We start from the raw sequence: 12,846 nt of genomic DNA, 5'->3' as shown, positions 1-12,846 counted from the left end.
CACCGCTAGACAGTTTACCCGGGGGGGGGCCGCGTAACCGCGGCCGCCACCGGCACCACCCGGCCTGCCCGGCCGGGAGCTTGAGGCAAGAACAGGAGGGGGGACCAGAGATGCGCGTCACCCTGCTCACCGAGGGGACGTACCCGCACCAGCACGGCGGGGTCAGTGTCTGGTGCGACCAGCTCGTGCAAGGCATGCCCGACGTCGACTTCGACATCATCGCCGTCACGGGCACCGGCCACGAACCACTGGCGTGGGAGCTGCCGGCCAACGTGCGGTCGGTGACCACCGCCCCGCTCTGGGGCCCGGCCTCGGAGGCGAAGGCACCGCGCGGCAAGGAGATGCGCCGCTTCCTCAACGCCTACGAACGGTTCCTGCACTCCCTCCTGGACCCGGTCTACACCACGCACTTCGGCACCGAGCTCTACGGCTTCGCCGACCTCGCCCGGCGCGGGCTGCTCAGCCCGGCGCTGCGCAGCGAGCGCGCCCTGCGCACCCTCCAGCACGTCTGGACCAGGGACTACCTCTCCACGGCCGTCTCCCGGCCGACCATGCACGACGCGCTGAACGCCACCGACCTGCTGGAGCACGCGCTGCGCCCGCTCGCGGTCGAGCCGCCGCGCGACGGCGTGGCGCACGCCGCGAGCGGCGGGCTGGCCACGCTCCCGGGGCTGATATCCGCCCAGCAGTTCGGCGTACCGTTTCTCCTCACCGAGCACGGCATCTACCTGCGCGAGCGCTACCTCGGCTACCGCACCGGCCCCTACCGCTGGCCGGTCAAGGCGCTGCTGCTCGGCTTCTACCGGATGCTCGCCGAGGAGAGCTACCGGCGGGCCGCGCTGGTCACCCCCGGCAACCGGTACAACCGGCGCTGGGAGGAGCGCGGCGGCACCCCCTCCACGCACATCCGCACCGTCTACAACGGCGTCGACCCGGCGGCGTTCCCGCCCGCCGGGCCGGAGCCGGAGACCCCGACACTCAGCTGGGCCGGGCGGGTCGACCCGATCAAGGACCTGGAGACGCTGATCCGCGCGTTCGCGATCGTGCGGCGCGAGATACCCGACGCCCGGCTGCGGCTGTTCGGCGGCACCCCCAAGGGCGGCGAGGCCTACCGGGAGAGGTGCGAGGCGCTGGCCGCCGAGCTCGGCACGGCCGACGCGGTGGTCTTCGAGGGCCGGGTCGCGGACATCACCGACGCCTACGCGGCCGGGAACGTGGTGATGCTCTCCTCGATCAGCGAGGGCTTCCCGTTCACCCTGATCGAGGCGATGTCCTGCGGGCGCGCCACCGTCTCGACCGACGTCGGCGGCGTGCGCGAGGCGGTCGGCGACACCGGCCTGGTGGTCCCGCCGCGCGAGCCCGAGCCGATGGCCGCGGCGGCGGTCGAGCTGCTGCGCGACCCGGAGCGCCGGGCCCGGCTGGGCGAGCAGGCCCGGCTGCGGGTGATCGAGCAGTTCACGCTCCGCCAGAACATCGACGGCTTCCGCGGCATCTACACCGAGCTGCTGGGCACCTCCCGCTGGCTGCCCGAGGGCGTGGTCGCCGTCACCGACGGACCGCCGGACCGCGCCTGGGAGCAGCCGGCCGCCGAGCAGGAGCGCAGCGAGGTGACGGCATGAGCGAGCGCAGCGAGCGAATCATCGAAGGGTGCGCGTTCCGCGAAGCGGCCGCCGAGCGCAGCGAGGTGGGCGCATGAACGAGCGCAGCGAGCGAATCATGGAAGGGTGCGCGTTCCGCGAAGCGGCCGGCGAGCGCAGCGAGGTGGGCGCATGAGCGGCCCCCTGCGCCTCGTTCCGAACGAGGCCGACGAGACCGTCCAGCTGCGGGTCCTGCCGCTGAAGCGGCGCCGCCCGGCCCTGCCCGCGCAGCGGTCCGGACCGGAGACGGACCAGCTCGACCTCTCCCCCGACCCGCTGGACGAGCTCGCCGAGCGGCTGCGGGACATCTGCGCCGACGCCGTCCACCCCTACGAGATCGCGGCCTTCCTGGAGTCCGACGGCCTCTCCGACGAACAGGCGGGCCTGCTGTACGGCCGGCCCGACGCGTTCACCGTCGCCGAGGAGCTGTTCGAACGGGTCGAGCGCCGCTACCCCGGGCCGAGCGCCGAGTTCGCCAACCCCTGGCGGGCCGACCCCTGGCGGTGCGTCGTGCGCGGCCTGGTCTTCGCCCTGCCCGGCCTCGGCTACCTGCTGGGCGCCAACCTGTTCGCCGCCGACCGGATGCGCTTCGGCCTGCCCTCGGGCATGCTCGCGCTGTCCGTCGCGACCCTGGTCAGCTGGTCGTGGAACCAGGCCCTGGCCCACCGCGCGTACGCCTGGCTCGGCCGCGGCCGGCGCCGGTCGGCCGCGACCTGCCTGGCGACCGGCGCACCGCTCGGCGCGCTGACCGCGGCCACCGCCGGGTACGTGGTCGGCGGGCCGCTGGGCGCGCTCTGCTTCGCCGCCGGGCAGTCCGCCTACCTGGCGGCGGCCACCGTGCTGCTGGTGCTCGGCCGGGAGAAGTTCCTGCTGCTGGCGCTGGCGCCGTCCTCGGTCGGCGCGGGCGTGGTGCTCGCCGTCGACGTGCCGCAGGTGGTCCGCACCGCGGTGCTGCTGGCCTCGCTCGGTCTGGCCGTCGGGCTCGCCGCCCGGGAACTGCTGCGCTGCCGCAGCGCCGAGGCGGAGCCCGTCCCGCTGCGGCTGCCGCTGTACAAGGAGATCCCGCACCTGCTGTTCGGGCTCGCGGTCGGCACCCTGACCCTGATCGCCGGACTGGGCGTCACCGTCCACCACGCGGTGCGCACCGGCAGCGCCGAGGGCGCCTCGGCCAGCCCGACCGGGCCGGCCATGATCGCCCTGACGCTGAGCCTCGGCCTCGCCGAGTGGCTGCTCTTCCGCTACCGGGCGATGGCGGTGGCCGCGCTGCGCACCAGCCACACCCCGGTCGAGTTCGCCCGCCGCACCGGCGGCGTGCTGCTCGGCTGCCTGTTCATCTACCTCACCACCGTGGCCGCCCTCGACGCCGCCGCCACCGTGCTCTGGCCCGGCGCCCCCGCGCTGGGCGTCCCGGAACTCGGCGCGCTGCTGCTGCTCGGCGGCTCGCTCTGGCTGGCGCTGCTGCTGAACGCCTTCGGGCTCAGCTGGAGCACCGCCCTCATCTGTCTGGCAGCCGCGGGCGCCGAGTGCGCCGGACTGCTGACCGGTGCGGACCCGACCCTCCTGCAGCTGGCCGGCTGCGGGGCCGCGGCCGCCGTCCTCACCGCCACCGCCGGGCCCGTCCTCGGCCGCACCACCAAGCACCGCTGACACCCGCGCCGCCGAGACAGCCGAACAGCTGAACAGCGCGGCACGGAACCAGCACCGACGGAACCGCACCACCCGTACCGGCCCGGCCGGCACCACAGCGCCGCACCACCCGGCCGGGGCCCGTACACCGAGTCCCAGAAGACACAGGAAGCGATTCACCATGAGCAGCGTCGCCGTCACCGGAGCCGAGGGCTTCATCGGCTCCCACCTCGTCGAGACCCTGGTGGCCGACGGCCACCAGGTCCGCGCGATGGTCCAGTACAACTCGTTCTCGTCGTTCGGCTGGCTGGAGACCCTCCCGAAGGAGGTGCTGGACTCCGTCGAGATCATCCTCGGCGACGTCCGCGACCCCGGCTCGGTCAACGGGCTGGTCAAGGGCACCGAGGCGGTCTACCACCTCGCCGCCCTGATCGCGATCCCGTACTCCTACCGGGCCCCGCACTCCTACGTGGACACCAACGTCACCGGCACCCTGAACGTCCTGGAGGCCGTGCGCCACCTGGAGATCCCCCGCCTGGTGCACACCTCGACCAGCGAGACCTACGGCACCGCGCAGACCGTGCCGATCACCGAGGACCACCCGATCAACACCCAGTCCCCGTACGCCGCCTCCAAGGCCGGCGGGGACCGGCTGGCCGACAGCTACCACGCCAGCTTCGGGACCCCGGTCGTCACCCTGCGCCCGTTCAACACCTTCGGCCCGCGCCAGTCGATGCGCGCCGTCATCCCGACCGTGATCGCCCAGCTCGCCGCCGGCGAGACCACGATCACCCTCGGCGACCTGCGCCCGACCCGCGACTTCATGTTCGTCAAGGACACCGCGCTGGCCTTCCGCACGGTCGGCACCGCCCCCGCGCAGACCGTGGTCGGCCGGACCTTCAACGCCGGCACCGGCGGCGAGATCTCGGTCGGCGACCTGGTCACCCTGGTCGGCAAGCTGATGGGCGTCGACGTCACCGTCCGGGAGGACGAGCAGCGCATCCGCCCGGCCAACTCCGAGGTCATGCGCCTGGTCGCGGACGCCACCCGGCTGCGCACCGCCACCGGCTGGGCCCCGGCGCACTCGCTGGAGGAGGGCCTGGAGCAGACCATCGCGTTCTTCCGCGACCCGGCCAACCTGGCCCGCTACAAGACCGACATCTACAACGTCTGATCCGGCTCCGCCTTCGTCCGCTCCCGGCACCCGAAGGCCCCTTGTCGAACGACTTCCGTGGGGGAACCACCATGCACGCAGTGATTCTGGCCGGCGGCAAGGGCGTACGCCTGCGCCCGTACACCACCGCGCTTCCCAAGCCTCTCGTCCCGATCGGCGACCAGCACGCGATCCTGGAGATCGTGATGCGCCAGCTCGCCGCCGCGGGCTTCCAGACCGTCACCCTGGCCATCGGCCACCTCGGCCACATCATCCGCGCCTACGTCGGCAACGGCTCCCAGTGGGGGCTGCGGGTCGGCTACGCCGTCGAGGACAGCCCGCTCGGCACCCTCGGCCCGCTGCTCACCATGCAGGACCGGCTGCCGGAGAACTTCCTGGTGATGAACGGCGACGTCCTCACCGACCTGGACTTCGCCGGGGTGCTCCGGCACCACGAGGCGGCCGCCGCCCCGCTCACCATCGCGACCTACGCCCGCCAGGTGAAGATCGACTTCGGCGTGCTGACCACCGAGGCCGGGTCCATCACCGGCTTCCAGGAGAAGCCGAGCATCGACTACCGGGTCTCGATGGGCGTCTACGGCGTCTCCCGCGCCGCGCTCGCCCGCTACACCCCGGGCCTCCCGCTCGGCTTCGACGAGCTGGTGCTCGACCTGCTGGACGCCGGGACACCGCCGGCCGCCTACGAGTTCGACGGCTACTGGCTGGACATCGGCCGCCCGGACGACTACGACCGGGCCAACGCCGAGTTCGGGCTCAACCGCTCGCTGCTGCTCCCGGACGAGCCGGCCGGCCCCGCGCCCGCCGCCCCCGGCGAGGGCCTGTACGCCGTGCCGAACGGCCAGGCACTGCCGATCCCCGCGGCCCGTACCGCCCCCGAGGCCGCCGACGGGCAGCCGGCGCCCGCAGCGGCCACGGTCCCGGCCGGTCCGGAGAACGACGGGCGGGCCGCGTGAGGATCCTCCTGCTCGGCGCCGACGGCTTCCTCGGCCGGCACGCCGCGACCGCCCTGCGGGCCCTGCCCGGTGCCACCGTGCTGACCGCCGGGCGGCGGCCCGACCACGACCTGCGGCTCGACCTGGCCACCGCCCAGGCGGGCCCGCTCGGCGAGGAGCTGGCCGCGCTCGCCCCGGACGCGGTGGTCAACGTCGCCGGCGCCGTCTCGGGCAGCGCCGTCACCCTCGCCGAGGTCAACGCCCGCGGCCCGGCCGTGCTCTGCGAGGCGCTCGGCCGGGGCGTCCCGACGGCCCGGCTGGTGCACATCGGCTCGGCCGGCGAGTACGGCGTCTGCGCCCCCGGCAGCTCGCTCGCCGAGGACGCCGACGCCCGCCCGGTCGGCGTCTACGGCGCCACCAAGCTGGCCGGCTCCCTCGCGGTGGCCGGCTCGCCGCTGGACGCCGTGGTGCTGCGGGTGTTCAACCCGGTCGGCCCCGGTGCCCCGGCCGGCTCGCTGCCCGGCCGGCTCGCCGCCGAGCTGCGCCGGGCCGCGCCCGATGGCGCCGACGCGGTGGTGCGGGTCGGGGACCTCTCGGCCCACCGCGACTTCGTCGACGCCCGGGACGTCGCCCGCGCGGTGGCACTCGCCGTCACCGCGCGGGGCCCGCTGCCCCGGGTGCTCAACCTCGCCTCCGGGCAGGCCCGGCCGGTCCGGGCGATCGCCGACGGCCTGGTCGCGGCGGCCGCCTTCACCGGCCGGATCGACGAGAGCGGCGCCGGCTCCGAGCGCTCCGCGGCCGTCTCCTGGCAGCAGGCCGACGTGTCGGCCGCCGCCCGGGCGCTCGGCTGGCGCCCGGAGACCGGGTTCGAGGAGACGCTGCGCGACCTCTGGTCCTCCACCGAACCGCTGGTCACCGCATGACCGGGGGCCCGCACCCCGACGGCCGCCTGCTGGTGCCGCTCTACGTCCACCCCGCGGTGGACCCGGCGGCCTGGCAGGCGGTCGCCGCCGCCGACCCGGGGCTCATCGCCGCCGTCGTGCTCAACCTCGCCGACGGTCCGGGCGAGCCCGACCACGTCTTCGCCGAGGCCGCCGAGCAGCTCCGCGCGGCCGGGCTCCCGCTGCTCGGCTACGCCGACACCGACTACGGGCGGCGGCCGCACGCCGCCGTGGTGAACGACATCCTGACGTACCGTCAGCGCCACGGCATCTCCGGCGTCTACCTCGACCAGGTGTCGGCCGCGCCCGGCGCGCTGCCGCACTACCGGCGCCTGGCCACCGCGGCCCGGGCCGCCGGCTGCGCCACCGTGGTGTTCGGCCACGGCGACCACCCGGACCCCGGGTACGCCGAGGTCGGCCTGGCCGACCTGCTGGTCACCTTCGAGGGCGACTGGGAGGCCTACCAGGCGCTGGCCCTGCCGCTGTGGACCGGACGGCACGCCGCCGCCCGGTTCTGCCACCTCGTCTACGACGTCCCCGCCGAACGGGCCGGTGAGGCGGCCGCGTTGATCGCCGCCCGGCGGGCCGGGGTCGGCTGCGCGGTGCCGGGCGCCGGGGAGAACCCCTGGAGCACCCTGCCGCACCGGCTGACCGGCAACCGGCCGCTGGCCGGGCCCGTCTGACCTCCCGTCCGGCCGCCTGCCGAACGCCCTGCGAACGACCTTCCGCATACCCGTCCGAGCCGACCGTCCGATCCGATCCGATCCGGAGTCCGTGCCCCATGACCCGCCGTACCCGGCCCGTGTGGGCCGCCCTCGCCCTGGCCACCGCCACCGCGCTGCTGGCCACGGCGTGCAGCAGCTCCGGCTCGGAGGACGAGGACGACACCTCGGCCGACGCCACCGCGGCCCCGCCCCCGGCGGCCACCGCCGCCCCCGTCCCGGGCACGCCGGGCACGCCGGTCACCCCGGACGCCCCGGCCTCTCCGACGGCCCCGGGCTCACCGACCGCGCCCGGCCGGCCGTCGACCACGGCCCCCGCCGCCCCCACCGCTCCGGCCGTCCCGGCCGTCCCGGCCACCCCGGGAACGCCCGACGCCCCCGGTACGCCCGGCACTCCGGGCACCCCTGGTACACCCGGCGCCACCGGCGCCCGCTGGCAGCCCACCCCCGGCCTCGCCTGGCAGTGGCAACTCGGCGGCGGCGTCGACCAGTCCGTCGACGTCCCCGTCTACGACATCGACGGCTTCGAGACCGACGCCTCCGTGGTCGCCGCCCTGCACGCCAAGGGCCGCAAGGTGATCTGCTACATCAACGCCGGTTCCTGGGAGGACTTCCGCCCCGACTCCGCCGCCTTCGCCCAGGCCCTCCAGGGCTCGGGCAACGGCTGGAAGGGCGAGAAGTGGTTCGACATCCGCCGGATCGACCAGCTGAAGCCGCTGATGGCGGCCCGCTTCGACATGTGCAAGCAGAAGGGCTTCGACGCCGTCGAACCCGACACCATCGAGGCCTACAACCAGAACAGCGGCTTCCCGCTGACCCCGGACGACCAGCTCCGCTACAACCGCATGCTCGCCGCACTCGCCCACGAACGCGGTCTGGCGATCGGCCTGAAGAACGACCTGGAGCAGATCCCGGCGCTGCTGGGCGACTTCGACTTCGCCGTGAACGAGGAGTGCGCGCAGTACGACGAGTGCGGCCGCCTCTCCCCCTTCATCCAGGCGGGCAAGGCGGTGTTCCACGTCGAGTACAAGCTGGGCACCGAGAAGTTCTGCACCCGCACCAAAGCCCTGGGCTTCAGCTCGATGCAGAAGAAGCTCGAACTGGACGCCTGGCGGAAGCCCTGCTGAGGAGGCAGGGCCCGGCCCCCGACGGCTGCCGGGCCGCCAGGCATTCCCCCGGCCGGACTACTTGACGGCCAGCCAGACGACGGCGCCCAGCACGGCGAGCGCGACGACGGCGATCAGCGCGATCACGCCCGTGCGGCTGCCGCCGCCGCTGTTGCCGTAGGTGTTGACGGAGCCCGGCGCCTGCGGTGCCGGGGTCTCCTCGACGAAGGCCCGGAACATCTGGGTGCTGCCGGCGGGGTCGTACTCGTTGTCAGCCATGGCAGGGACTCTAACGAATCCGCGGACCACCCCGACACCCGGTCTCCGCGCTACGGATGTGCGACGGGCATGTGAAGTCCGCCTCGTTCACGGAATGCCGGCCCGGCCCATCGGGTTGACTCGGACCATGACCGAATCCCCCAGCGACGCCCCCCGTTACGTGCAGCTCGGCGACTCCGAGCTCTCGGTGTTCCCGCTCTCCCTCGGCGGCAACGTCTTCGGCTGGACCGCCGACGAGGCCGAGTCCTTCGCCGTCCTCGACGCCTACGCCGCCGCCGGCGGCAACTTCGTCGACACCGCCGACGCCTACTCCTGCTGGGTGCCGGGCAACACCGGCGGCGAGTCCGAGACCATCATCGGGAAGTGGCTGCGCAGCCGCGGCAACCGCGACTCCGTCGTCGTCGCCACCAAGGTCGGCCTGCACCCCGAGGCCCGCGGGCTGGGCGCGGCCACCATCAAGGCCTCCGCCGAGGGCTCGCTGCGCCGCCTCGGCGTCGACCACATCGACCTCTACTACACCCACCAGGACGACGACACCCCGGTGGAGGAGTTCGTCACCGCCCTGGACGCGCTGGTGCGCGAGGGCAAGGTGCGCGCCGTCGCCGCCTCCAACATCGGCGCCGACCGGCTCGCCGAGGCGCTCGCCTTCGCCGCACGCGAGGGCCTGACGGCGTACAGCGCCGTCCAGCCGCACTACAACCTGGTCTCGCGCGGCACCTTCGAGGGCCCGCTGGCCGTCGTGGTCGCCGAACACGGCCTCGCCACCGTGCCGTACTACGCGCTGGCCTCCGGCTTCCTCACCGGCAAGTACCGCCTGGGCACCGAGGTGGCCAGCGCCCGCGCCGAGGGCGCCGGCCGCTACCTGGACGACCCGCGCGGCCCCAAGGTGCTGGAGGCGCTCGACACCGTGGCCGCCGAGCACGGCGTCGAGCCCGCCACCGTCGCCCTGGCCTGGCTCACCGCCCGGCCGACGGTCGTCGCCCCGATCGCCAGCGCCCGCACCGTCGGCCAGCTCCCGCCATTGCTGGCCGCCGCCGCACTGGAGCTCACCCCGACGCAGACCGCCCTGCTGGACCAGGCCTCCGCCTGACCCCCGGCCGCCCGGAAGGGGCGTGCCGCCCGCACCCCGGACGGCACGCCCCTCGCGCGTCCTGCGGCTAGGGCCGGCCGAAGTGGGTCGGGTAGAAGCCGCTGCTGATCGTGGAGACCCGGACCGTCTTGCCCGGCCGGGGGGCCTCGACGAACTTGTTGCCGCCCAGGTAGATCCCCACGTGGTGGATGCCCGAGGCGCGGCCGCTGTCCGACCAGAAGAGCAGGTCGCCGCGGCGCAGCTGACCCGCGGTGATCGGGGTGGTCGCCGCGTACTGGTCGTCGGCCACCCGGGGCAGCTCGATGCCCGCCCGCCGGTAGGCCTGCTGCACCAGCCCCGAGCAGTCGTAGCCGGAGGGGCCGTTGCCGCCCCAGACGTACGGCTTGCCCTGCTGCGCGAGCGCGTACTCGATCGCCGACTCCAGACGGCCGGTGGACGGTGCCGGGTCCGGGGCGGGGCGGGCGGAGCCGGCCGACGAGGACGCCCCGCCGCCGCCGGACTGGCCGGTGCGGCTCAGGTAGATGTCGTAGTGGCTGGTGTACCGCCACTCGCCGGCGCTGTTCTTGAACCAGTACTTCGAGCCGTCCCAGCCCTGCTTCATCCCGCCGGAGGCCGAGCCGCCGGAGGCCGAGCCGTTGGAGACGGCCGCCTGCCCGGTGGAGGAACCGGAGCCGCCGCCCACCGCCTTGGTGTAGACGCCGTAGTGGCTGGTGTAGCGCCACTCGCCCTGGGCGTTCTTGAACCAGTACTTGGAGCCGTCCCAGCCCTGCTTGCCCGGCGCGGCGTGCGCGGCTCCGGCGCCGGCGGTCAGTCCGACCACCCCGGCGCCGGCCAGCACGGTGGTGGCCAGGCAGGTATTTCGCACCGCCCGGTGTATTCGGCCGCCGCCGGACGGCTCCGCCGCGCGGGCGGTGCGCGGCCGGGCCACGCAGTTCGGGCAGGCACACCCGGTGATCGCCGGGATGCTGCCGAGGCTCTCCTCGAAACCGATCAGCGCCGCGTCGTCCGCGTCCGCGTCCGCGCACGCCGCGGCGGCGGCGTCCGTGCCGGTGGCTATCCTCATGCCGGTCGTCCTTCCTTCCGCCCGGCCCGGTTGGCCGGGGACGGTACCGAGGCGGCCACTCCGGCCGGGGCGACGAAGGCGACCAGCAACTGTTCCATCAGCGCGCTCCGGGCGGCCTCGTCCAGCTCGTGCGCGGTCGCGCGTTCCAGCCGGCGCACGGCGAGCGCCGCCGCCTCCACCGCGTCGTCCACCAGCACCGTGCGCAGGCCCGCGTCCAGGTCGGCCAGCCGGCGGCGGCGCATCGACTCGGCCACCTCCGGCGCGTAGTCCAGGGCCAGCGGCTGCGCCGAGTAGACCTCCAGGCCGGCCGGCGCGACCTCGGCGGCCAGCGCCCGGGTCAGCTCGTCGGCGAACCACTGGCCGTCGCGCAGCGCGGGTCCGGGCGCCGCGTTGCTGTCGCACGGCAGGGTGGAGGCGGTCCGGGTGAGCACCGCCTGGACCTGCTCGCGCAGGTAGCTCTCGTGGTCCTCGATCGCCAGCATGGCGCGGGCGGTGTCCTTGACCCGCCAGACGATCAGCAGCCGGACGACGATCGGCGTCCCGGTGCGGTCGACCACCTTGACCGGCTCGCTGCGCCAGTGCCGCAGCCGGACGTCCACCCGGCGGCGGCGCAGCAGCGGATTGACCCAGACCAGGCCGGTGCGGCGGACGGTGCCCCGGTAGCGGCCCCAGCGGGTGAGCACCCTGGTCTCGCCGCCCGCGTTGGCCAGCAGGCCCGCGAGCGAGACGACGACGAGCAGCCCGGCGACGGCGACGGCGGCCACCGAACGGGCGGTCACCTCGGCCTCGCCGCTGGCCCGGGCGGCGTCGGTGCGCAGGTCGGGCAGGGCGTCCCAGTACGGGACGACGCCGTCGCGCACCAGCACCAGCAGGACGGCGGCCGTGCCGATCAGCAGCCCGAGCAGGGCGACCCAGCCGGGCAGGGAGGCGGCGGGCCGCTCGCGCAACGCCTGGTCGGCGCGCGGGGGCCGGCGCGAGGTGGCGGCGGTGGCCACCCCGGCCGGGGTGCTCTCCGGCTCCTCCGCCACCGGGAGCATCGCGGTCACCGGCGCCGGCGGGTCGGTCGTCTCCAGCGGATCGCGAAGGTCGGCGGGCGTGCCGACGGCGGGACCCGGGACCACCGCGATGGGGGTGGTGGCCGGGCCGGCGTCGGCCGGCCGGGCGGGCCCGGGCGTCCTCGTCGCCCTGGCCAGCGGGCTGGAGCCCGTGGCGGAACGTTCCGGCAGCGCCGGGGGGAACGCCTTGGGCAGGTGGTCGGGTCGCTGCGAAGAATCGCGGGTGACGTCCATGCACGGATCCTCAGGTTCAGTGTGTCGCGCAACGGGCGGCCCGGATCTGACGGGCAGTGCCAGAGCCCAGGCTAAGTTCATACGTCATCAAATGCGACATTTGAACCAGTGCGTGTCGACATTTACTGACGAATCATCCGAAGCCCTGCCTGACGCGCAGGCACATGAGCGGACAGGTGGGGGCGGTTCAGCGCCGCCGAGGGCCGGATCCCCGGGTGACCACCCGGCGGGTGATCAGTCCGACGCCGGTGAGCAGGAGCAGGACCCCGGCGAGGACGCCGCGCCAGCCGTCCGACCGGTGCCGGCCGGCGGCCGCCGGCGAGGACGGCTCCTCCGCGTCGGCCCGGTCGGCGGACCGGACGGTCTCGGCGGTGCCTGCGGGGGCCGCGGCGGCTGCGGTGCGGGCCGCCTGGCGCGGGCCGCCCGGCGGCGGCGCGGCCGGTGCCCGGTCGGCCTGGGCCCGGTCAGGGGCGGCGGCCGGCCCGGCCGGGGGTGGGGTGACGGGGGCCGGGGTGGCGGAGGACGTGGCGGTCGGGGCCGGGGTCGGGGTGGGGCGCGGTCCCGGACTCGGGGGCGTCGAGGCCGAGGGGGGCGGGGACGCACTCCGGGCCGGCGCCGGGAGCGAGGCCGGGTTCGGGGTCGGGGTCGGGGTCGGGGTCGGGGCCGGACGCGCCGTCGTCGGCCCGGTCACCGCCGGAGCGGCCTTGGGCACGGCGACCGGCAGCAGCCCGGCCGGGGCGGGGGCCGGCACCACGGCGGGCGCGGGCACCGGCACGGACGGGGACGCCGGAACGGACGGGACGGGCGGGACGGGAACGGACGGGACGGGAACGGACGGGACGGGAACGGACGGGACGGGAACGGAAGGGGCCGGGCGAACCGGGGCGGGGGCCGAGGGCCTCGGCGCCGCCGGAGCGCCGACCACCGGGGCCGTCGCCTCGGCCGCGGCCGAGGCCGTCGTGGCGGCCGCCGTCGGCACCCGCGTGG

At 75.3% G+C, this 12,846-nt stretch carries 11 protein-coding genes and 1 pseudogene; 9 read left to right on the top strand and 3 right to left on the bottom strand.

Translation table 11 applies throughout. The features are described 5' to 3' along the window. Positions 1–110 precede the first annotated feature (110 nt). From pelF to ACFXAM_RS33445, 7 genes and pseudogenes are all read left to right on the top strand, one after another. Positions 111–1,619: a GT4 family glycosyltransferase PelF gene (gene pelF / locus ACFXAM_RS33475; protein ID WP_380297032.1), complete on the top strand. Its 1,509-nt coding sequence runs from the start codon at positions 111–113 to the stop codon at positions 1,617–1,619. A gap of 150 nt (positions 1,620–1,769) precedes the next feature. Further along, on the top strand, positions 1,770–3,284 hold the full coding sequence (locus tag ACFXAM_RS33470) for a hypothetical protein (protein ID WP_380297030.1): 1,515 nt from the start codon (positions 1,770–1,772) through the stop codon (positions 3,282–3,284). A 160-nt stretch (positions 3,285–3,444) separates the two neighbouring features. Beyond that, complete coding sequence (locus tag ACFXAM_RS33465) at positions 3,445–4,437, top strand: SDR family NAD(P)-dependent oxidoreductase (RefSeq protein ID WP_380297028.1); 993 nt, start codon at positions 3,445–3,447, stop codon at positions 4,435–4,437. Between the two features lie 71 nt (positions 4,438–4,508). Then, positions 4,509–5,210: pseudogene (locus tag ACFXAM_RS33460) on the top strand (sugar phosphate nucleotidyltransferase); the annotation flags it as partial. 176 nt (positions 5,211–5,386) lie between these two features. Continuing rightward, positions 5,387–6,292: an NAD-dependent epimerase/dehydratase family protein gene (locus ACFXAM_RS33455; protein WP_380297026.1), complete on the top strand. Its 906-nt coding sequence runs from the start codon at positions 5,387–5,389 to the stop codon at positions 6,290–6,292. After that, a complete protein-coding gene (locus ACFXAM_RS33450) occupies positions 6,289–6,993 on the top strand; it encodes a spherulation-specific family 4 protein (RefSeq protein ID WP_380297024.1) in 705 nt (234 codons plus the stop codon). Before ACFXAM_RS33455 ends, ACFXAM_RS33450 begins: the two co-directional genes overlap by 4 nt. Before the next feature lie 98 nt (positions 6,994–7,091). Beyond that, on the top strand, positions 7,092–8,159 hold the full coding sequence (locus ACFXAM_RS33445; protein WP_380297022.1) for an endo alpha-1,4 polygalactosaminidase: 1,068 nt from the start codon (positions 7,092–7,094) through the stop codon (positions 8,157–8,159). Positions 8,160–8,216: 57 nt separating this feature from the next. Here the strand turns inward: ACFXAM_RS33445 and ACFXAM_RS33440 are convergent, their stop codons facing one another. After that, the gene (locus ACFXAM_RS33440) at positions 8,217–8,417 is read right to left on the bottom strand and encodes a hypothetical protein (protein ID WP_380297020.1); all 201 of its coding nucleotides are present in this window, start codon (positions 8,415–8,417) and stop codon (positions 8,217–8,219) included. A 127-nt stretch (positions 8,418–8,544) separates the two neighbouring features. Here ACFXAM_RS33440 and ACFXAM_RS33435 point away from each other — a divergent pair, with 127 nt between their 5' ends. Further along, the gene (locus ACFXAM_RS33435) at positions 8,545–9,507 is read left to right on the top strand and encodes an aldo/keto reductase (protein ID WP_380297019.1); all 963 of its coding nucleotides are present in this window, start codon (positions 8,545–8,547) and stop codon (positions 9,505–9,507) included. A 67-nt stretch (positions 9,508–9,574) separates the two neighbouring features. Here ACFXAM_RS33435 and ACFXAM_RS33430 read toward each other — a convergent pair whose 3' ends face one another. Both ACFXAM_RS33430 and ACFXAM_RS33425 read right to left on the bottom strand, forming a co-directional pair. Next, positions 9,575–10,570: a C40 family peptidase gene (locus tag ACFXAM_RS33430; protein ID WP_380297017.1), complete on the bottom strand. Its 996-nt coding sequence runs from the start codon at positions 10,568–10,570 to the stop codon at positions 9,575–9,577. Beyond that, positions 10,567–11,859: an SPFH domain-containing protein gene (locus tag ACFXAM_RS33425; protein WP_380297015.1), complete on the bottom strand. Its 1,293-nt coding sequence runs from the start codon at positions 11,857–11,859 to the stop codon at positions 10,567–10,569. Before ACFXAM_RS33425 ends, ACFXAM_RS33430 begins: the two co-directional genes overlap by 4 nt. 704 nt (positions 11,860–12,563) lie before the next feature. On the opposite strand from ACFXAM_RS33425, the gene ACFXAM_RS33420 reads away from it, so the two are divergent. Next, on the top strand, positions 12,564–12,846 hold a 283-nt coding region (locus ACFXAM_RS33420), incomplete at its 3' end, for a hypothetical protein (protein ID WP_380297014.1).

Source organism: Kitasatospora sp. NPDC059462 (genome assembly GCF_042749955.1).
Lineage (GTDB): Bacteria > Actinomycetota > Actinomycetes > Streptomycetales > Streptomycetaceae > Kitasatospora.
The sequence above is the reverse complement of the archived record's forward strand: the minus strand, read 5'-3'. Positions and strand labels throughout refer to the sequence as shown.

What these genes read in the sequence shown, in the direction of transcription:
- pelF (WP_380297032.1), top strand. Translation starts at nt 111, where the DNA reads ATGCGCGTCACCCTGCTCACCGAGGGGACGTACCCGCACCAGCACGGC.
- ACFXAM_RS33470 (WP_380297030.1), top strand. Translation starts at nt 1,770, where the DNA reads ATGAGCGGCCCCCTGCGCCTCGTTCCGAACGAGGCCGACGAGACCGTC.
- ACFXAM_RS33465 (WP_380297028.1), top strand. Translation starts at nt 3,445, where the DNA reads ATGAGCAGCGTCGCCGTCACCGGAGCCGAGGGCTTCATCGGCTCCCAC.
- ACFXAM_RS33450 (WP_380297024.1), top strand. Translation starts at nt 6,289, where the DNA reads ATGACCGGGGGCCCGCACCCCGACGGCCGCCTGCTGGTGCCGCTCTAC.
- ACFXAM_RS33445 (WP_380297022.1), top strand. Translation starts at nt 7,092, where the DNA reads ATGACCCGCCGTACCCGGCCCGTGTGGGCCGCCCTCGCCCTGGCCACC.
- ACFXAM_RS33440 (WP_380297020.1), bottom strand. Translation starts at nt 8,417, where the DNA reads ATGGCTGACAACGAGTACGACCCCGCCGGCAGCACCCAGATGTTCCGG.
- ACFXAM_RS33435 (WP_380297019.1), top strand. Translation starts at nt 8,545, where the DNA reads ATGACCGAATCCCCCAGCGACGCCCCCCGTTACGTGCAGCTCGGCGAC.
- ACFXAM_RS33430 (WP_380297017.1), bottom strand. Translation starts at nt 10,570, where the DNA reads ATGAGGATAGCCACCGGCACGGACGCCGCCGCCGCGGCGTGCGCGGAC.
- ACFXAM_RS33425 (WP_380297015.1), bottom strand. Translation starts at nt 11,859, where the DNA reads ATGGACGTCACCCGCGATTCTTCGCAGCGACCCGACCACCTGCCCAAG.